General features: G+C 37.9%; 18 protein-coding genes and 1 other annotated feature. Of the genes, 15 read left to right on the top strand and 3 right to left on the bottom strand.

Features of this window, described 5'->3' with window-relative positions; all coding sequences use genetic code 11:
• Positions 1–16 precede the first annotated feature (16 nt).
• The 3 genes from fabF (at position 17) to MUN88_RS12550 (ending at position 2,656) form a co-directional block, all read left to right on the top strand.
• Positions 17–1,255, top strand: coding sequence for a beta-ketoacyl-ACP synthase II (gene fabF, locus MUN88_RS12540; RefSeq protein WP_244715527.1), 1,239 nt, complete (start codon positions 17–19; stop codon positions 1,253–1,255).
• 352 nt (positions 1,256–1,607) lie between these two features.
• Positions 1,608–1,820, top strand: coding sequence for a YuzI family membrane protein (locus MUN88_RS12545; RefSeq protein ID WP_244715529.1), 213 nt, complete (start codon positions 1,608–1,610; stop codon positions 1,818–1,820).
• Positions 1,821–1,897: 77 nt separating this feature from the next.
• Positions 1,898–2,656 carry a DUF3603 family protein gene (locus MUN88_RS12550; protein ID WP_244715531.1) on the top strand — a complete coding sequence of 253 codons (759 nt, stop codon included), beginning with the start codon at positions 1,898–1,900 and terminating at the stop codon, positions 2,654–2,656.
• A 657-nt stretch (positions 2,657–3,313) separates the two neighbouring features.
• Here the strand turns inward: MUN88_RS12550 and trpS are convergent.
• Positions 3,314–4,309 carry a tryptophan--tRNA ligase gene (gene trpS, locus MUN88_RS12555; RefSeq protein ID WP_244715533.1) on the bottom strand — a complete coding sequence of 332 codons (996 nt, stop codon included), beginning with the start codon at positions 4,307–4,309 and terminating at the stop codon, positions 3,314–3,316.
• Between the two features lie 55 nt (positions 4,310–4,364).
• Positions 4,365–4,555, bottom strand: a binding site (T-box leader).
• A gap of 63 nt (positions 4,556–4,618) precedes the next feature.
• Positions 4,619–4,987, bottom strand: a complete 369-nt coding sequence (locus MUN88_RS12560; RefSeq protein WP_244715535.1) for a DUF3899 domain-containing protein — start codon at positions 4,985–4,987, stop codon at positions 4,619–4,621.
• A gap of 270 nt (positions 4,988–5,257) precedes the next feature.
• On the opposite strand from MUN88_RS12560, the gene MUN88_RS12565 reads away from it, so the two are divergent.
• The 12 genes from MUN88_RS12565 (at position 5,258) to pepF (ending at position 20,024) form a co-directional block, all read left to right on the top strand.
• A complete protein-coding gene (locus MUN88_RS12565; RefSeq protein WP_244715537.1) occupies positions 5,258–6,955 on the top strand; it encodes a peptide ABC transporter substrate-binding protein in 1,698 nt (565 codons plus the stop codon).
• A 141-nt stretch (positions 6,956–7,096) separates the two neighbouring features.
• Positions 7,097–8,029, top strand: a complete 933-nt coding sequence (opp3b, locus tag MUN88_RS12570; RefSeq protein WP_305852465.1) for an oligopeptide ABC transporter permease — start codon at positions 7,097–7,099, stop codon at positions 8,027–8,029.
• Entirely contained in the window at positions 8,029–9,180 is a 1,152-nt protein-coding gene (opp3C, locus tag MUN88_RS12575) for an oligopeptide ABC transporter permease (RefSeq protein WP_244715541.1), read from the top strand. The genes opp3b and opp3C overlap by 1 nt, the downstream gene beginning before the upstream one ends.
• A 10-nt stretch (positions 9,181–9,190) precedes the next feature.
• Positions 9,191–10,252, top strand: a complete 1,062-nt coding sequence (locus MUN88_RS12580) for an ABC transporter ATP-binding protein (protein ID WP_244715543.1) — start codon at positions 9,191–9,193, stop codon at positions 10,250–10,252.
• Positions 10,249–11,163, top strand: coding sequence for an ABC transporter ATP-binding protein (locus MUN88_RS12585; protein ID WP_244715545.1), 915 nt, complete (start codon positions 10,249–10,251; stop codon positions 11,161–11,163). The genes MUN88_RS12580 and MUN88_RS12585 overlap by 4 nt, the downstream gene beginning before the upstream one ends.
• A gap of 172 nt (positions 11,164–11,335) precedes the next feature.
• On the top strand, positions 11,336–12,562 hold the full coding sequence (locus MUN88_RS12590) for a putative glycoside hydrolase (RefSeq protein ID WP_244715547.1): 1,227 nt from the start codon (positions 11,336–11,338) through the stop codon (positions 12,560–12,562).
• A 125-nt stretch (positions 12,563–12,687) separates the two neighbouring features.
• On the top strand, positions 12,688–13,290 hold the full coding sequence (locus MUN88_RS12595) for a GNAT family N-acetyltransferase (RefSeq protein WP_244715549.1): 603 nt from the start codon (positions 12,688–12,690) through the stop codon (positions 13,288–13,290).
• Between the two features lie 215 nt (positions 13,291–13,505).
• The gene (spxA, locus tag MUN88_RS12600; protein WP_244715551.1) at positions 13,506–13,901 is read left to right on the top strand and encodes a transcriptional regulator SpxA; all 396 of its coding nucleotides are present in this window, start codon (positions 13,506–13,508) and stop codon (positions 13,899–13,901) included.
• Positions 13,902–14,485: 584 nt separating this feature from the next.
• Positions 14,486–15,166 (top strand): adaptor protein MecA, encoded by a 681-nt coding sequence (mecA, locus tag MUN88_RS12605; RefSeq protein ID WP_244715553.1) that lies wholly within the window; start codon positions 14,486–14,488, stop codon positions 15,164–15,166.
• A 450-nt stretch (positions 15,167–15,616) separates the two neighbouring features.
• Entirely contained in the window at positions 15,617–17,014 is a 1,398-nt protein-coding gene (locus tag MUN88_RS12610) for an MDR family MFS transporter (protein WP_244715555.1), read from the top strand.
• A gap of 50 nt (positions 17,015–17,064) precedes the next feature.
• Positions 17,065–18,150 carry a competence protein CoiA gene (locus MUN88_RS12615; RefSeq protein WP_244715557.1) on the top strand — a complete coding sequence of 362 codons (1,086 nt, stop codon included), beginning with the start codon at positions 17,065–17,067 and terminating at the stop codon, positions 18,148–18,150.
• Between the two features lie 56 nt (positions 18,151–18,206).
• Positions 18,207–20,024, top strand: coding sequence for an oligoendopeptidase F (pepF, locus tag MUN88_RS12620; RefSeq protein WP_244715559.1), 1,818 nt, complete (start codon positions 18,207–18,209; stop codon positions 20,022–20,024).
• A 14-nt stretch (positions 20,025–20,038) separates the two neighbouring features.
• On the opposite strand, the gene MUN88_RS21965 is transcribed toward pepF, so the two are convergent.
• Entirely contained in the window at positions 20,039–20,158 is a 120-nt protein-coding gene (locus tag MUN88_RS21965; protein WP_501993628.1) for a hypothetical protein, read from the bottom strand.
• Between the last annotated feature and the right edge of the window lie 126 nt (positions 20,159–20,284).

A 20,284-nucleotide genomic window follows, 5' to 3' on the forward strand; every position in this document is an offset into this window, starting at 1 on the left:
AAATGGAGGAATCATAATGACTAAAAATCGAGTTGTGATAACTGGTATGGGGGCGGTCACTTCATTAGGAAATACCGTTACTCAATTTTGGGATCAGATTCAATCAGGTACTTCTGGAATAGATTATGTGACAAAGGTAAATAAAGATGATTTTCCTGCGAAAGTAGCAGCTGAAGTAAAGGATTGGGATCCTAAACAGTACATGGAGAAAAAAGAATCCAAGCGAATGGATTTATTTACACAGTACGCGGTAGCAGCTGCAAAAATGGCAGTTGAAGATGCGAAGCTTGATATTAATGATGACAATGCTCATCGTGTAGGTGTTTGGATTGGTTCAGGAATCGGTGGTATGGCTACTTATGACGAACAATTCCGTCGATTTATGGATAAAGGCTATAAAAGAGTAAGCCCATTTTTCGTACCGATGCTTATTCCGGATATGGCAGCGGGTCAAGTATCAATTCAATTAGGTGCAAAAGGAATTAACAACTGTTCTGTTACAGCTTGTGCTTCAGGTGCCAATTCGATCGGTGATGCATTTAAAGTAATCGAACGCGGTGATGCAGATTACATGATTACTGGTGGAGCAGAAGCACCATTGACGGATATGTCTTTTGCTGGTTTCTCGACTGCGAAAGCTTTATCTTTCAATGATGATCCGAAAACAGCTAGCAGACCTTTTGATAAAAATCGTGACGGTTTCGTTATGGGGGAAGGTGCAGGTATCCTAGTGATTGAGTCATTAGAATCCGCTCAAAAACGTGGGGCGACGATTTATGCCGAAATCTTAGGATATGGTGCTTCCGGCGATGCTTATCATATTACTTCACCAGCACCGGAAGGAGAAGGAGCAGCACGTGCAATGCAGCAAGCGATTGATGATGCTGAAATCTCTCCAGAGCAAGTTGATTATGTAAATGCCCATGGTACAAGTACGGCATATAATGATTCCTATGAGACAGCAGCAATCAAGTCGGTGTTCAAGGATCATGCTTATCAATTTAATGTGTCTTCTACTAAGTCCATGACTGGTCACTTATTGGGTGCTGCAGGTGCAATTGAATCCATTATCTGTGTGAAATCGATTCAAGACAGCATTGTGCCACCAACGATCAACTATGAAACACCAGACGAAGCGTGCGATTTAAACTATGTTCCGAACAAAGCAATCGAACAAGACGTTAACATCGCCATCACTAACTCACTAGGTTTCGGTGGTCATAATGTAACGTTAGTCTTTAAGAAATATCAATAATTGAAAAAAAACTCCACTTAGCATAAGTGGAGTTTTTTTATGCATATCAATATGGCCATTTTGACAGATGGAATGTGCTTAGCAAAGCTACGGAAATATGCCCCGCAGGACGCGAAGTGGTTGGCCGGAGTGGTATCCCAGCACTCACAATATATCAATGTGGTCCAAAAGCAGACATAATCTGTATTAAAGGAAGCTGGCAATCTGCACTTCTTCGTTCCTGTATCGTAAACAAGAGCATCCTCACAATCCTATTATAGAAAGAAAAATCCTTGCATAACGTTCCTATCATTTGTAATAGATAGAAGGCTTGTACATATACATGTATAAACCGGTTAAGGAGCGGATTAGGGTGGTATATGTATTTATTTTTTTAATAGGATTTGGCTTTTCTATCTCCGGTGGTATTTCGATCATACTCTATTTGAATTTTATTCCTGCTGGCTTATCTTTCATCGATTATCTGTCAATTGTTCAGACAAAAATGGAGTGTTATTTTTTGATTGTTGGCATTATTTTGATGGGCTTTTCATTACAGAAGATCTCGATGTATTCTGTTAAATAATAACAAGAGAAGAATAAATTATCTTGTAATGGTCATACTGTTTGATAAACAGATTAGCTAAAGTGAGGGTTCGTAATATGTTGTATTTACATGATGTATGGGTCAACTGGTTTGAAGGTGAAGAAAATGGCTACAATGTATGTCCTTTTCATGAATGGAGAAAGGCTGACGGCATAGAAATTCTCGATCAAGCTCCAATACTCTTCATTGACAACAAAACCTTCGATTACATTGAAAATGACTTACAAGATATTCCTCAAGAGATATTAGACAAAATTTATCAACGTGCGTATGTGCGAAAAAATCAGGAACGAAAGGCGTTAGATTACGCCTGTATTGTAACGAATGGTACGGCAATTCTGGCATTCGATACAATGGGTTATCATATCCCGATTAGAAAAAGCCGGTTAATTCCTCGCCAGGAGCGTTTAGTAGCAGACCTGATTGAAGGAAGAACGGCTACAACCTATTCGTTAAGTAATACAACGGATAAAGAATTTCACATTTTATCATTGCCAACCAATTATATGGTGGGCTTAACAAGAAAAGAACGTCAATTAAAGCAATTATTAATGATCGCATTAGACCAGTTAAATGTAGGACAGTGTTCGGAAGAAGTACGGTATTGGCTGACAGAATGGTCACCGGAACGCTATCACACCATCAAAGAAATGACATTCCAGAAAGCTTGGCAAACGCTATATAATGAGGTGGTAGAAGGCTGGAGTATCCATCATGAAGAATTTTGCAAACAGATCATCAAAGGACAGGCTTTCTATGAAGACATTTGGGAGCGCGAACAGGATACCTATTCCACAAAATCATTACGATCATAATTAAGCACATAAAAAAGATTCCGATAGTCAAAAGATATCGGAATCTTTTTTATTAAAGTGAATCAAGTTGGCTTATGATTAAATATGGGTTCTTATAACATGGATTATGTTAACTAGCGTTGAAGAAATCTTGAAATGATTCATGTGCTGGGATACCGCTCCGTCCAACCACTCCGCGTCCCGCGGTGAGTCTACGTGGTTGGTCTACGCTCATGTATAGCTCCACAATTAATGCGACAGGTAGGTTAAGGAGCATCACCTGCAAGATTTACATCTAAATTTGATGATGTTCTATGCATAACACGACTGCTTTAAGCTGTTCCATTCATTGTAGCACTTTACTTAAGCGTAGGAAATATACGGAGACTCCCGTGGAATCAGCGCGAGCTGAAGATCCACTTAGTCTGTGCCTGTGTCTACAAGTATTGCTTCGAAGCGGGCTTCCTCGGCACAAGGCAGCAACGAAGCAGTGCAAGTAGTAGCCTAGCTGAAGCCGTGCCCACAGGACGCGGAGCATATTTCCGGAGCTTTGCTAAGCAGATAAAATCTATCAAAATTACCTCCATATCAGACAGCTCCACTATACATAATCCATGTTATAGGTAGTTGGATATTATTTTGTTAGTTAGGATCGGGGGTATTCCCGGTTTTTCTCGCTTATCTTTTCTTTTTCACTCTGCCAAGTCCCATTGCTTTTTTCGCTTTGCGTATCATTTTAGTAGCGGCGAAATTAGCTTTATCTGCGCCTTGATCGAGTAAGTCGTCCAATTCGTCTGATTCAATTAACTGGTAATAGCGTTCCTGGATAGGGCGTAAGGCGTCGATCACAGCATTAGCTGTATCTTGTTTAAACTCACCATAGTTTTTTCCTTCATATCGTGCTTCTACTTCTTCAACGGTTTCACCTGTACAGCTTGCAAAAATAGTAAGCAAGTTGCTTATTCCCGGCTTATTCTCTTTATCAAACTTCACGATACCATCAGAATCGGTTACAGCACTTTTAATTTTCTTTTCAATCTGTTTTTCGGTATCGAGCATAAAGATAGATGCTTTTTGATTATCATCAGATTTACTCATTTTTTTCGTTGGTTCCTGTAATGACATGATTCTTGCTCCTACCTTCGGAATGCTGATTTCCGGGATGGTAAAAATGTCATTAAATCGATAGTTGAATCGTTGAGCGAGATCACGAGTCAGCTCAAGATGCTGTTTTTGATCCTCGCCAACTGGTACGATATCGGTATTATAAAGTAGAATATCGGCAGCCATTAATGGTGGGTAGGTTAATAACCCTGCAGACACGGCTTCTTTTCCATGAGATTTGTCTTTAAACTGTGTCATTCGCTCGAGTTCGCCTATATAACTTACCGTTTGTAACATCCAGCCTAACTGCGTGTGGGCAGGGACCTCGGATTGGATGAATAATACTGATTTATCAGGATCAATACCTGATGCAATATATAACGCTGCAAGTGATTTAATATTGTCACGAAGCTTCAGTCGATCTTGTGGGACGGTAATGGCATGTTCATCTACGACGCAGAAATAGCAATTGTTCTCTTCCTGTAGTGAAACAAAATGCTTCATCGCTCCTAAATAATTTCCTAATGTTAGACTTCCACTTGGTTGAATACCAGAGAATATTGTTTTCATTTTCCTCACCTCTACTGTTTTTTTTGCATTAAAAAAAGTCCATTCTCTTCCCGAAAAAAGGGACGAATGAACCGCGGTACCACCCTTGTTATCACGATAAAAGTGATCACTTAAGTACTAGTAATGCCTAGTGACATGGAATACGTCCTAAGAAAATTCCAATTCCTTTTTCCCTTAGTACCTATTTGCAGCATCCATAGGCTCTCTTCAAGCTAGCGGAGAAAAAGTACTTCTATCTTCTAAATTCCAGACTTTATGATTTGATTGAATTATATAAAATGTTGCAAGATTTTTCAAGCATAATTCGAGTTATCCATAATATATTACAAGTAATACGAGCATTATGATCAGTAAACCACTTCCCTGTACGATGAAAAATCGAAGTGCTTGTATACTGACCCGTTCAGATGGGGGGCGTACTGAAACAATGGTACTTTCCCATTGTTTATGTTTACTAGTATTCGTAAAGACTTTCTGAAAGCTGCCTGCCGTAATATCGAAAAAACGTTTAGCCGTAACATACAATAACAATCCTGCTATTAAGTAGCCTCCACCAAGGTAAAACAATATATTAATATAATGCAAAAGTACGAACTTTTCCATAAATAGAAATACAAAAGCTAGGCATAATAGAAGGTGTATGACAAAAAGAATGGTCTGCCTCTTAATGTGAGTCATAAATGTCGTCTCCTTTCAAGCTAATTATGCAGTATGATAACCTCAAAATCAATTATCAGAATAATCGGAATATAAAGAAAACTTTAAATATTCCAAATATAATAAAGAAAATAAGACTTAAATACCATTTTTTCGCGCGAATCGGTCTATTTTATTAGTTTTTTTAACAAAATGTATAAAAATTTAGTGAATTGTGTGAAAATTCCTTGTATAATAAGAATTGTTAAATTTGTCTTCATAATAAATTAATAAAACTAGGGGGTTTAATTAATGAGACAAAACAAATGGTTTTTGCTAGTAGTAGCTCTGCTTTTAGGACTAGTACTTGCAGCATGTTCAACAACAGGAAGTGATTCTGAAGAAGGATCAGAAGAGGAAGGAAATACCAATGAATCTGAAAGTACGCAAACAGATGAAGAAAAAGTCTTGAATATTGCGGCAACTGCAGATATTCCGACAATGGATCCGATTATGGCTGAAGATAACGTCTCCTTCCAATATGTTTCGGCTGTCTATGAGGGCTTATATCGTATAGCAACTGGTGGTGAAATTGTATCAGGTGTTGCGAATAAAGACGAAACAGAAATTAGTGAGGATGGATTGACTTATACTTTCCATTTGCGTGAAGATGCAACATGGGAAAATGGAGATCCTGTAACTGCACAAGATTTCGTTTATGGCTGGCAACGAGCAATTGATCCAGATAATGGTTCTTTTTACGCTAATTATTTAATGAGTGGTAAAATTAAAAATGCAGCTGAAATCTATGCTGGTGATATGGAACCATCTGAATTAGGTGTAAGTGCACCTGATGATTATACGTTTGTAGTAGAATTAGAAAAAGCGGTTCCTTACATGGATTCATATGCAGCATTTATGACATTTTTACCGCTAAATCAAGAATTTGTTGAAGAACAAGGTGAAGATTTTGCATTAGCACCTGAAAACATGCTTTCTAACGGTCCATTCAAAATGACGGAATGGGAAACTGAAAGTGGATGGGTATTAGAAAAGAACGAAGATTATTGGGATGCAGAAAATGTTGCATTAAATAGTATTAATGTAAAAGTAATTAAAGATGCGGATACAGGTCTTTCTAACTACGAAGTTGGTGAACTTGACCGTGTATCTTTACAAGGGGCTCAAGTAAAAGACAATCAAACAAGCCCAGAATTTAAATCATTAACAGAGACAAGTGTCTTCTGGTTAAAAATGAATCAAGCTTCTGCTGAAAAGTCTGAATATATGCAAAACCTTAATTTCAGAATGGCACTAGCTAAAGGATTTGATAAACAATCTTATATTGACGTGGCATATGGTAATGATTCAGAGCCAGTAAACTATTTTGTACCACATGATTTTGTTCAACATCCTGAGACAGGTGAAGATTTCCAAACTGGTAGTGATGTGTTAGCGTTTGATGTGGAAGCTGCTCAAGAATATTGGGAAAAAGCGAAAGAAGAGTTAGGATTTGAGGAAGTAACTTTAAGCTTTCTAAGTGGAGATACAGATGTTTCTAAATCAATTAGTGAATTCATGAAAACTGAATTAGAAGAGAACTTAGAAGGACTAACATTGGAAACAGTTAACGTTCCATGGGCTCAACAACTAGAATTAATGCGTAAACATGAGTATGAATTAGCTGTATCTGGCTGGGGTCCAGACTATAAAGATGCTATTTCCTTCGTAGACCTTTGGGTGACAGGTGGAGAAAACAATGACGTTGGTTATTCTAACGAAGATTATGATGCACTTGTGAAATCTGCGAAGAACGAACTTGCGACTAAACCTGTTGAGCGTTTTGAAGCACTTCAACAAGCTGAAAAAATTGCTTTAGAGGATGCAGCAATTGCACCGATCATGCAACGTAAAACTTCTGTGCTTTCTAAAGACTATGTAAAAGGTATGGATACCATGAACCCATTTGGTAATGATTACAGCTTTAAATATGTAGATATTCAAAAGTAAGCTAATCTAATATCAAATAATGGAAAAGAGAGTATAGCCGATGATTAGATGAGCTGTACTCTCTTTTATCCTTTTTAGGCAATAGTGTGAATATTTCGTCAATTATAAAATTATTTAGGGAAAAAACAGGAGGTGGATGCGATGGCCAAATATATACTGCAACGACTTATATACATGATCATCACGTTATTCATCATAGCAACAGCAACATTTTTTCTAATGAAGATGCTTCCAGGCTCTCCTTTTGACGCAAATGCGCAAAAAATGTCGGAAGAACAGTATGAGTCAATGTTGGAACACTATGGTTTGGATGAGCCGGTGCCGGTACAATATGTCAAATATATGGCTGGTATGGTACAAGGTGATTTAGGCGTGTCGTTTCAATATGATAATCGAGCGGTTACAGACGTAATACTAGATCGACTTGGTCCATCTGCACAATTAGGAGCACAAGCATTAATTATTGGGGCAATATTGGGGATTATTTTAGGTATGGTCGCTGCGATTCGACACAATACATGGGTAGATTATACATCAAATGTTATTGCGGTAATAGGGATTTCGATTCCGTCCTTTGTATTTGCCGGTATCTTACAGTATTATTTAGCGGTTCAGTGGAGATTGTTCCCGCCATCTTTCTGGGAAACACCGATCCACACGGTCTTGCCGACGATTGCATTAATGATATTCCCAATGGCCATCTGTGCACGATTCATGCGTACAGAAATGCTTGAAGTATTAGGGTCTGATTATATTGAATTGGCGCGCGCCAAAGGGGTGTCCAGTAACAGTATAATGTTTAAACATGCGATGCGAAACGCATTAATTCCGGTTATCACAGTATTAGGTCCGATGACAGTTAGTTTGATGACCGGTACGTTAGTAATTGAACAAATTTTTGCGGTACCAGGTATCGGGGAACAATTCGTAAGCTCTATCAACACGAAAGATTACCCAGTTATTATGGGTACAACCATGTTATTCTCCATTTTATTCATTGTGGTTATTCTTATTGTTGATTTACTGTATGGATTAATTGATCCACGTATCCGTATTTCGGGAGGGAAGAAATAATGGACAATCATTCAAACAAGAAAATTAGCTCGGATAGATTTAAACGAGTCCATTTAGAAGAGGATCGTGGTGAAGAATTGACACGTCCTCAGCTCTCCTACTGGAAGGATGCCTGGATCAGGTTAACCAAAAATAAAGGGGCAATATTAGGTTTAATCGTCCTAGTGTTTATCATATTTATGGCATTAGTAGGACCTTTCTTTAATGATTATGACATTGAAGATGCCAATTATGATGCAGCATATTTACCACCTAAAATACAAGGCTTGGAATGGCTTGGATTTGATGGTTATCAAACCTATGAAGTACAAGGTGCTACGGAAGAAGAGGCAATCAAACGTGGTATGGAAGGCTATGAGTTAGAAGAGCAATATGTTAGTAGTACAGAAGTTATCTTAACGCCAGAAGAAAGTGATGATGGTTATTATACCGTAGCTATAGAAGCCGATGCCTATAGTGCTCAAGGTTTTGAAGATGAATACTTCTGGTTCGGAACCGATAAAATGGGCCGTGACTTATGGACAAGGATTTGGAAAGGAACACAAATTTCCTTATATATCGGTTTCTTAGCAGCGATGATTGATATGGTTATCGGGGTTCTGTATGGTGGAGTTTCCGGTTATTATGGCGGACGTACCGATAATGTCATGCAGCGGGTAATTGAAGTATTATCCGGTATTCCGAACTTGGTTATTGTTATCCTGATGATCATCTTACTGAATCCAGGTTTGCTGGCGATCACGATTGCCTTAACGATTACTGGCTGGATCGGTATGGCAAGAATTGTTCGTGGTCAAGTATTGAAATTGAAAAACCAGGAATTTATTTTGGCAGCTCGTACGTTAGGGGCAAACGACAGCAGAATTCTAATGAAGCACTTAATCCCAAACGTGATCAGTGTTATTATTATTAACACGATGTTTACGATTCCGAGTGCGATTTTCTTTGAATCGTTCTTAAGCTTTATCGGTTTAGGGCTTCAGCCACCAATCGCATCACTCGGTACTTTAATTGACTCAGCATTTGACAGCTATCGAGTATATCCATACATGTTATTATTCCCAGCTGTCATTATTTCGTTATTAATGATTGGCTTCAATATTTTAGCAGACGGTCTGCGGGATGCGTTAGATCCTAAGATGAGAAAGTGAGGTGGAGCATATGGATCCAATTTTAGATGTTCGTAATTTACATGTAACCTTTGACACGTACGGCGGGAGTGTTAAAGCTGTACGAGGAGTTAATTTTCAATTAAATAAAGGGGAAACATTAGCCATCGTGGGGGAATCCGGTTCTGGTAAGTCGGTAACTACAAAAGCTTTGATGGGGCTTGTAGCAAAACCAGCAGGGCGTATACCAGAAGGTGAAATCCTTTTTGAAGGAAAAGACTTAGCGAAACTAGCGAATAAAGAAATGCAAAAAATCCGTGGAAAAGATATTTCGATGATTTTCCAGGATCCGATGACTTCGTTGAACCCGACCATGAAAATCGGTAAACAGATTATGGAAGGTTTAATTTTACATCAAAAAATGTCAAAAGCAGCAGCGAAAAATCGTGCGATCGAATTACTGGAACTAGTAGGTATACCACAGCCGGGTAAACGGATTAATCAATATCCGCATCAATTCTCCGGCGGTATGAGACAACGTGTCGTTATTGCCATTGCACTGGCCTGTAACCCGAAAATGTTAATATGTGATGAACCAACTACTGCACTGGATGTAACGATTCAGGCACAAATTCTTGAATTAATGAAAGATATCCAGAAAAAAATGGATACATCGATTATTTTTATTACACATGACCTGGGTGTAGTTGCGAATGTTGCCGATCGTGTTGCTGTTATGTATGCAGGGAAAATTGTCGAGACAGGAACTGTTGATGACGTCTTTTATAACCCGCAGCATCCATATACATGGGGCTTATTAGGTTCCATGCCAACAGTGGATAGTACCGAAGAAAAGTTAACGGCGATTCCTGGTACACCACCGGATCTTATGCACCCACCAAAAGGGGATGCATTTGCTGCCCGTAATGATTATGCGATGCAAATTGACTTAGAAGAAGAACCTCCAATGTTTAAGGTTTCCGATAGTCATTACGCCGCAACATGGTTATTGCATGAGGATGCACCAGAAGTTGAGCCACCTGCATCTGTAAAATTGCGCATGAAGGGAATGGCGAGACGAGACAGCTCAACAGGGGGAGGAAACCCATCATGAGTAAAGAGAAACTTTTAGAAGTTAAAGATTTAAAGCAGCACTTCGATACAGGGAGAAAAGGCGTTGTTAAAGCGGTAGATGGTATCAGCTTTGATATTTATCGTGGCGAAACCTTTGGACTGGTTGGCGAGTCAGGCTGTGGTAAATCGACAACAGGACGAACCATTATCCGTTTATACGATGCTACAAATGGTGAGGTTAAATTTAATGGGGTAGATGTCCATGGCAAGAAATCAAAGAAAGACTTAAAACAGTTTAACCGTAAGATGCAAATGATCTTCCAGGATCCGTACGCTTCGCTTAATCCGCGAATGACGGTAAAGGAGATAATATTAGAAGGTATCGAAATTCACGGCTTGATAAAAAATGATAAAGAAAAAACAAAGCGTGTAGAAGAGTTACTAGATACAGTCGGCTTAAATAAAGAACATGCTACGCGTTATCCACATGAATTCAGTGGTGGTCAGCGTCAGCGTATCGGTATTGCAAGAGCACTTGCAGTAGATCCGGAATTTATCATTGCCGATGAGCCGATTTCTGCACTAGATGTGTCGATTCAGGCGCAAGTCGTAAACCTGATGAAAGAACTGCAAAAAGAACATGGTTTAACATACCTTTTTATTGCCCATGACCTTTCAATGGTAAAATATATTAGTGATCGTATAGCGGTTATGTATTTTGGCAGAATTGTTGAATTAGCGGATGCAGATGAATTATATAATAATCCACTTCATCCCTATACGAAGTCACTTTTATCTGCTATACCGTTGCCAGATCCTGACTTTGAACGGACGCGTGAGCGGACATTATATGATCCTGCTAAACACGATACAGAAGGCGCAGAATTCCGTGAAGCCAAGCCAGGGCACTGGGTGCTATGTACAGACGCTGAATTTAAGAATATGAAGTAATATAGAAAACGAAAAGCTCTTATCTTGACGATAGGAGCTTTTCCATCTGTAATAAGGAAAAAGGACTAAATTGGAAAAAAGCAAATTTTTTTTTAGTATTTTTAACAAAAAGAAACAAAAATTCTATATAATAATACTGTACATAAAAATTGTTGTAGGAGTTTGATAGGACATGCAGAAGTACATAAGATGGCCAGTCACCATGATTTTGATGATGGTAGTATTCGCAAGTATCACACTTCCAGTAAGTGCAGCAGGTGAAGAAGAGAAGCCGAGGCTTAAGGCGGCGTCACATCAAAAGCTTCAATCAAAGTTAACCAAACATAAACTGCCTGAAGCTTTAGCTCGTTTTTCATTTGTCTCTGATTTAAATTTTGAGTACCCTGATGCGGTTCGTGGAATTTATGTAACTGGAAATTCTGCAGGAGGCAGCCGATTTGAGAAATTAACCAAACTTATCGATAATACGGATTTAAACAGTATGGTAATTGATATTAAAGAGGATAATGGTTATGTCACATACAAACCAGAAGAGAAATTACCTTACGAAGGTGTCGCTAAAAACTATATGAAAGACCCAAAAGAAGTGCTAAAGACCTTAGAAAAAAAAGGTATCTATCCAATAGCACGTATTGTCGTATTTAAGGACTCGATGCTTGCAGAGGCACGTCCAGATTTATCATTTACCGAAAGTAATGGGAAAGTATGGTCGAATGGTAAGGGAGAATCTTTCGTCAGTCCATTTAAGAAAGAAGTATGGGAGTACAATGTTGAAATCGCTAAACGAGCTGCTGAATTAGGATTTAAAGAAATTCAGTTTGACTATGTTCGGTTTCCGGAAGGGTTCGAAAAACGCGATGATGAGTTACAATATGATTTAGGTGAATATGCCGATGTTGATCTTGATAATATTAAGAAACGTGTGAAAGCTGTAACAGATTTTGTGTCATATGCGAAAGAAGAATTAGAATATTATAATGTCGATGTATCGGTTGATATTTTCGGATATGCGGCGACCATTGAAGAAACACCAGGAATCGGACAGAATTTCTCGAAGATTTCTAACAATGTAGATGTGATTTCATCTATGATTTATCCAAGTCACTGGACACCGTATTTCGGAATAGATAAGCCGGATACAGAACCATATAAGCTTGTTAACGAATATGCTAAAGTAGAGAATAAAGTATTAGAGGCTTTAGATAATCCACCGACCTCCAGGCCATGGATTCAGGATTTTGAAGCACCGTGGTTATATAGTGGATCCACTTTCCAATATGGTGTAGAAGAGGTAGAAGCACAAATTAAAGCATTAAATGAAAATGGCATCGATGAATTTCTGCTTTGGAATGCGGGGAACAGCTATACAGAAGGGGTGGATTACACACCGTTGGATTAGTCCTCACACTAAGTAAGGCCTATTCTCTGAAAGAAGGATTGTTTTTTTTTTGCGATTAATTTATGGCAAAAAGGGTAAAATGTAAATGATTCTATTTAACGATATAAATAAAGGGGAGATAAAAGGTGAATTGGTATGAGAAACTGAATCAATATTTCCCTGTGGAGGAAATGAAATCAAAAGAACATATGGAGCTGTTACTACAGGAGAAAGGAGATGTCTATCATAAAGATGAAGGAATTCATCACGTATTAATGTATGCGGAGTTTCCAACATTCTTATTTATAGACTATGTTTATGTGTCTAATGAATCCCGTGGTCAAGGAATTGGTCATCAGCTGATGGAGAAATTAAAACAAAAGGGAAAGCCAATTATATTAGAAGTAGAACCGTATGATTATACAGATAGTGATTCTACGAAACGATTGCGCTTTTACCAGCGAGAGGGCTTTAAACACGCTGTGAAAATAGGGTATACACGTAAATCGCTTGCAACAGACGAACATAATACACTGGAGATTTTGTTTTGGTCACCACATGGAGAGAACGAGGAAGAAATATATCAACAAATGAAGAGGATGTATAAAGACATCCACACGTACAAGGATGCAGAAATCTATGGAAAGTCCTATCAGCATGTAGACGAAGTGCTAACTTATAATAATGAGCGTGAAGCAGATGATATATTTGAAGCGCTAGACAGGCAAAAAAATAATCAAAAAAAATAGAAATAAAATGTTTAAGGAAGGTTGGAAAGGGTATACTCATTATAACGATAGCAATTGTGTAAAAAGTGAATAAAAACACATAATACCCTATCATTCCAACACAAGTTATAGTATACTTAGTACATAGTTGGTAGATTAAAGTTATTTTAAAGTAATAAAAGATGTAAAGCAAAGACATCTACAGTATAAATTAATCCATTGAGGAGTGAAGTTACATGGTAACACTTTATACCTCGCCAAGTTGTACATCATGTCGTAAAGCGAAAGCATGGTTAGAGGAGCACGAAATCCCATTCACGGAGCGTAATATTTTCTCAGAGCCGCTAACGCTTGATGAAATTAAAGAAATTTTGAGAATGACAGAAGACGGGACAGATGAGATTATCTCGACTCGATCAAAAGTATTTCAAAAACTAAATGTGAATTTGGATCAACTTCCGTTAAAGGATTTGTTCCAGCTTATTCAAGATAATCCGGGGCTGTTAAGAAGACCGATCATTTTAGATGAGAAAAGACTACAAGTTGGCTATAACGAAGATGAAATTCGTCGCTTCTTGCCTAGAACTGTACGTACATTCCAACTTAGAGAAGCACAACGAATGGTCAATTAAATGAAAGAGCAGATCTCTTACAGGATCTGCTCTTTTTACTAGACAGGAACAACCATTATCCACAATGAGTAACTAGAGATAGTATAATGAATACTCATTTTGACTACATTAGGTGTACGTATCCTCGAATAAAATTATCCAAAAAATCATGAGAGATAATACGAAGTTTGTCGCTAATAATGACGAGAAAAGCAATGGATATTTACTGCCATTTTCTTTAAAGGGAATTTCGTGTATTTTTCTGAAATATAAGCATATAACTAGTGACAAATAGGTTATAATAAGCTACAATCTATAATTAATACATGTCCAATGGTCCAATTTTATTTTTTTGAGTTTTTATGTTTTCAAATAAGCATTATTTATCATACAATAGAAGAAACATCCTTTTTATATTTATTCACGTATAGGAAGGTAAAGAAGAAGTGTAGTATAAAAAGGGGTTATATCCAGATAATTTTACTAACAGTATGATTTTAGTGTTATCTTTAATTGGCCACAGGGTATATGTATTAATAAGGGTTAAGATATACGAATAGTGATCCCTTCCCACCCAATCACTTATCAAGAAGGGAGAGTATAAGATGGAAATAGAAAGAATTAACGAAAATACAATTAAATTCTACATCTCTTACTTGGATATTGAAGATCGTGGCTTTGACAGAGAAGAGATCTGGTACAATCGTGAAAAAAGCGAACAGCTTTTTTGGCAAGTAATGGATGAAGTCAATTACAATGAAGAAGACTTTCAAATTGATGGTCCATTATGGATTCAAGTTCAGGCTATGGAGAAAGGCTTGGAAATTGTTGTTACCAAAGCACAGATTTCTAAAGATGGTCAGAACCTGCAATTGCCAACAGAGTCTGGTAAAACGATTGACATGCCAGTCGATGATAAGATTGAATCTCTTCTTGAGGAGAAATTCGGACCAGCTGATAAAGAGGAACCTGAAATTGAGCAATATGGCCAGGACTTCGTAGTGGTTGTCAGCTTTAAAGAATTAGAAGATATCATTCAATTAAGTCATGTTTTTGATACAACCATTGGTATGAGAGATGAGTTATATTATTACAATAATCAATACATGTTGGTTGCCCGCTTTGATGAGGATTATTTAACAGATGATGAGCAAGAAGATTTAATCAGTCAGATTCTCGAATATGGGCAAGAATCAACAGTGACGGTATTTATCGTCGAAGAGTACGGTAAAGCAATTTTTGAAGAAAATGCACTTTATCAAGTGAAAGAAAATTTTAATCGTTAACTAAGTGTCTGAACAGATGCTTAGTTTTTTCTTTTGTAAGCAAGTATATCGTTATCTCAGTAAAGCCGAATTATAGCTTTGGGACCATTTTGATATATTGAGAGTGCTTGGATACCGCTCCGGCCAACCACTCCGTGCCCCACAGGACGCGGAGCATATTTCCGGAGCTTTGTTACGCACATAAAACATTTCAAAATTACCACATTGTAATACAGTTTACTATGCATAAATGGGAAGTTGTATAACTTATGATAGTTGGGACCTGGCGGGTACGCCTGGTTTTTCTTATAATTAGATATTCGCAGAAACTTAAATAATTTGAAGTCTAGATGGATATCATAGAATTAATCCATTTATGAAACAATAATAAAAAATATGCAATTATTTCGATTTACGAAATAATTTGTGTTATGATATACTTTGTATGTTAAAAAGCGAAGGAAGGATTTTATGACAACAAACGAATCAATTAATCGTGTTCCGTTGATGATAGTGTTAATCTCCGGAGCATTTGTCGCGATATTAAATCAGACACTATTAGGTACAGCTTTACCGCATATTATGAAAGATTTAGAAATCGATGCAGCTACAGCACAGTGGTTACAATCGATTTTTATGCTTGTTAACGGGATTATGATTCCTGTTACGGCGTTTCTTATTGAAAGATTTACGACAAGAGCGTTATTTTTAACAGCAATGGGAAGCTTTGCACTAGGTACATTAGTAGCTGCGATTGCCCCGGACTTTACAGTATTAATGGCAGGACGAGTATTACAGGCTGCAGGGGCAGGTATTATGATGCCATTGATGCAGACGGTCATGTTCTTAATTTTTCCTATTGAGAAACGTGGTTCTGCTATGGGGATGTTCGGCCTTGTGATTGCCTTTGCACCAGCAATCGGGCCAACATTATCCGGTTGGTTAGTAGAGAATTTCCCTTGGAGAAGTTTATTTTATGTCGTATTGCCTATAGCTATCATTGATATTATTGTAGCTTACAAAATTTTAGTCAATGTCACCAAACAAACATATCCGAAAGTAGATGTTCCGTCCATTATCCTTTCAACATTAGGTTTTGGAGGATTGCTTTACGGATTTAGTATGGCCGGAAATGCAAGCTACGGATGGGGTAGCCCGATGGTTTATATACCTCTAATCGTAGGTGCTATCACATTGTTTATTTATATTCAGCGCCAATTGAAGTTACCAAAACCAATATTGGAGTTTCGCATCTTCAAATATAGTATGTTTAGCTTAACAACAGCTATTGGTATGATTTCCTTTTTAGCCATGATTGGTGGGGCGATTGTTTTACCAATTATGATGCAGGACTATTTAGGATTTACTGCTTTTGAATCTGGTTTGGCCTTATTGCCAGGGGCATTATTAATGGGGATTATGAACCCGATCACAGGACGTTTATTTGATAAATTTGGAGCGAAATGGCTTGCCATCACAGGTCTCGCACTTGTTACGGTAACGACATTAATGTTCTCCAACTTATCACCGGAAACAACTTTCACCTATATTACAGTGGTGAATGCGTTCCGTATGTTTGGGATAGCGATGGTTATGATGCCTGTTACAACAGCAGGGCTGAACCAACTTCCAGGTAAATTTATTCCACATGGTACAGCGATGAACAATACGATGCGCCAAATGTCAGGTGCAATCGGTACAGCATTGTTAATTTCGATCATGTTGAATCAGGCAGTTCCATCAGAAGGACTCGCAGGAATGATCCAAGGTGTAAATGACTCATTCCTGGTAGCTGGTATTATTTCAGGAGTTGGTTTTGTTTTAGCATTCTTCATTAAGCATTCCCAACCGGAAAATCCTGTTTCTTAAAGAGGATTTCTCACCTTCATGTCGAATTATTGTACATGGAGGTGATTTTTTTGTTACAAGCAGTTGATGACACTGGCAACTCTGTTTCCATTTGGAACTTACCCCGAGATGAGATCCAATTAATTAGAAAACAGTCTATGTATTGTCCGGTTTGTAAAGAATCCGTTATCGTCAAAGCAGGGATGCATAATATTCCCCATTTTGCCCACTACCGCTCTAGCGGTTGTGTACACTCAGGAGAAGGAAGTTATCACGAACATGGTAAGCTTGATCTTTATCTTTGGCTAAAGCACCAAGGCTATCAAGTTGAACTTGAACATCATTTTTCAGAGCTTAACCAGCGAGCTGATATGCTGTTGCATATTAATGGAAAAAAGATAGCAATTGAATATCAGTGCGCAACAATTCCGATTGATCAAATAATAAGCAGAACAAAGGGTTATATCGAAGCAGGTATTCTCCCTATCTGGATTCTCGGTGCAAATAAGATGAAAAGAACAGGAAGTAATTCACTTCATATCTCGACAACGGACCAATCCTTTCTATATCAACCTCATCCATCCTTTCCAATTCGTATTTTCTATTATTGCTCAGAAACGAAAAAAATGATTCTTTATCAAGATCTTTTATTTCTAACTAGAACAAAAACGATTGGTACATTGCAAAGTATTCCTCTTGAGTGGCTAACATGGAAAGACCTGTTCCGTAAAAAGCATCATCATCGAAAATGGTTTGCAAAGTACTGGAAGAATTATAGGCAAAAATGGCCACATCGTCCTGTGTCACCCTATCAGAAAAAAGAAACAGAATGGCGGCAATGGTTATATCTTCGTAAGCTGACTGTTCACTCCTTACCTGATTACGTATATCTTCCCATTCGTTCCCAATATTTAATGATGACTCAGCCTTGGATTTGGCAATCGTTATTATATGTAGAATTGTTTAAAAAAAGAGAACACTTTTCCCTTCAACAAGCAGCCTTGCTTGTGCAGCATCACGTCCATTCAACTGAGTATTTTCCCTTACTTTCTCTCAGGAATGATCCAGTTTTTGAATATTTACAGTTATTAGTGCGTATAGGTATTTTAAAGGATAACGACAAAAATCATTATGATGTAAATCGTACTACTGTATGATTACAGAGAAAGTAAGTTATAATAAGACTAATTCGGAAAATAAAGGAGGAATAGTGATGGCAAAACCACAGAAATCATTGCCGAAGCGAGATGAAATACCAGAGGAACTAACGTGGAAACTAGAAGATATTTATGCGAATGATGATGAGTGGGATAAGGAATGGCAAGCGGTTAAAGATTTATTACCGAAATTCCAGGATTATCAAGGAACGTTAGATGAGAAAGCAAGTAATGTTTTTGAATTACTGCAATTGCAGGATGAAGTGTCTGATCGCCTAAGCACCTTGTATACATATGCTCATATGCGTTACGATCAGGACACAACTAATTCCTTTTATCAAGCCATGAATGGCAAAGCGGAGAATCTCATTACACAAGCATCGAGTACGATGAGCTTTATTACTCCTGAGATTCTCAAACTGGATGAAACAACGTTAAAGGCTTACTTAAACGAACATGAAGGACTGCAGTTATATCGCCACACATTAGATGAAATAAATCGTCAGCGTCCTCATGTCCTTTCCGAGAAAGAAGAAGCGCTGCTTGCGGAAGTTTCAGAAGTGACAGATAGTCCATCACAAACTTTCGGAATGCTAAACAACGCTGATTTAACTTTCCCAGGGGTGAAAGATGAACAAGGTAATGAAGTAGATCTAACACACGGCCGTTATATCAACTTTTTAGAGTCGAAAGATCAACAGGTACGCCATGATGCGTTTAAAGCGATGTATGATACGTATGGCGGTCTCAAGAATACATTTGCTTCTACACTACAGGGAAATGTGAAGAAAGATAATTTTTACGCAAAGATACGAAATTATAAATCAGCCAGAGAAGCAGCATTAAATCAAAATAACATACCTGAGAAAGTATATGATAATCTGATCGAAGCAATTCATGAAGGACTCCCATTACTTCAGCGATATGTTGCACTCCGCAAGAAAGTACTTAACTTACAAGAATTGCATATGTACGATCTTTATACACCACTAGTTAAAGATGTAGAGATGACTTTCAGCTATGAACAAGCACAGCAAACCGTAACGGAGGCGTTAAAACCATTGGGAGACGATTATTTGGAAGTGATGCAGCAAGCATTTAGCAATCGCTGGATTGATGTGGAGGAGAATAAAGGGAAACGCAGTGGTGCTTATTCATCTGGTTCTTACAGTACCAATCCTTATATTCTGATGAACTGGCAGGATAATTTAAATAACTTATTTACATTGGCACATGAATTAGGTCACTCCATGCATAGTTATTACACGCACAAACACCAGCCATATCGTTACGGGAATTATTCGATATTCGTAGCGGAAGTAGCTTCCACTTGTAATGAGGCGTTGTTAAACAACTATTTAGTTGAAAAGACTAATGATAAAAAAGAAAAATTATTTTTATTAAATCATTTCTTAGAAGGGTTCCGCGGTACGGTATTCAGACAAACAATGTTTGCCGAGTTCGAGCATCAGATTCATGTAGCTGCTCAGGAAGGCGAGGCATTAACGGCTGATAAGCTTACCGAAATGTATTACGAACTTAATAAGTTATATTTTGGTGATGATTTAATTATCGATGAAGAAATCGGTCTAGAGTGGGCGAGAATTCCTCATTTTTATTACAATTATTACGTGTATCAATATGCAACTGGTTATGCCGCGGCACAGTCGCTTGCTTCTCAAATATTAGAGGAAAAAGATCCTGCAGTTGAGCGTTATTTAGGATACCTGCAGTCAGGCAGCAGTGATTATCCGATAGAAGTCTTGAAAAAAGCTGGTGTCGATATGACAGAAAAAACGCCAGTGTTAAACGCATTAAAGGTATTCGAACAAAAATTAGAAGAAATGGAACAGCTCTTAAATGAAATAGAGTAAGAGGAAGGCCACCATTATCGAATGGTGGCCTTTTGAAATCCTTTAAATTGTTTTTTATGGTGGAAGAAGTAAACTGTGAAATAAATGGTGAAAAACAGAAGAGGAACGGTGATATAGGGCGGAATCAGCCGCATTAATCCGAATATATTTAAGAAAAAGGCGAAGACAGGTATAAGTAGCAGGAGTATTTTCACTTATGTACCTCCTTTCCATTTGAAATAACAGGGCACATTGCTAGGATTGAGAATATACGGTTATGT

This window comes from Gracilibacillus caseinilyticus (assembly GCF_022919115.1).
In the GTDB taxonomy this organism is placed as follows: Bacteria; Bacillota; Bacilli; order Bacillales; family Amphibacillaceae; genus Gracilibacillus; species Gracilibacillus caseinilyticus.

Coding starts and splice junctions, on each gene's coding strand:
- MUN88_RS12550 (WP_244715531.1), top strand. CDS start 1,898: ATGTTGTATTTACATGATGTATGGGTCAACTGGTTTGAAGGTGAAGAA.
- fabF (WP_244715527.1), top strand. CDS start 17: ATGACTAAAAATCGAGTTGTGATAACTGGTATGGGGGCGGTCACTTCA.
- pepF (WP_244715559.1), top strand. CDS start 18,207: ATGGCAAAACCACAGAAATCATTGCCGAAGCGAGATGAAATACCAGAG.
- MUN88_RS21965 (WP_501993628.1), bottom strand. CDS start 20,158: ATGCGGCTGATTCCGCCCTATATCACCGTTCCTCTTCTGTTTTTCACC.
- MUN88_RS12560 (WP_244715535.1), bottom strand. CDS start 4,987: ATGACTCACATTAAGAGGCAGACCATTCTTTTTGTCATACACCTTCTA.
- MUN88_RS12610 (WP_244715555.1), top strand. CDS start 15,617: ATGACAACAAACGAATCAATTAATCGTGTTCCGTTGATGATAGTGTTA.
- spxA (WP_244715551.1), top strand. CDS start 13,506: ATGGTAACACTTTATACCTCGCCAAGTTGTACATCATGTCGTAAAGCG.
- MUN88_RS12580 (WP_244715543.1), top strand. CDS start 9,191: ATGGATCCAATTTTAGATGTTCGTAATTTACATGTAACCTTTGACACG.
- MUN88_RS12585 (WP_244715545.1), top strand. CDS start 10,249: ATGAGTAAAGAGAAACTTTTAGAAGTTAAAGATTTAAAGCAGCACTTC.
- opp3C (WP_244715541.1), top strand. CDS start 8,029: ATGGACAATCATTCAAACAAGAAAATTAGCTCGGATAGATTTAAACGA.
- mecA (WP_244715553.1), top strand. CDS start 14,486: ATGGAAATAGAAAGAATTAACGAAAATACAATTAAATTCTACATCTCT.
- MUN88_RS12565 (WP_244715537.1), top strand. CDS start 5,258: ATGAGACAAAACAAATGGTTTTTGCTAGTAGTAGCTCTGCTTTTAGGA.
- MUN88_RS12590 (WP_244715547.1), top strand. CDS start 11,336: ATGCAGAAGTACATAAGATGGCCAGTCACCATGATTTTGATGATGGTA.
- trpS (WP_244715533.1), bottom strand. CDS start 4,309: ATGAAAACAATATTCTCTGGTATTCAACCAAGTGGAAGTCTAACATTA.
- opp3b (WP_305852465.1), top strand. CDS start 7,097: ATGGCCAAATATATACTGCAACGACTTATATACATGATCATCACGTTA.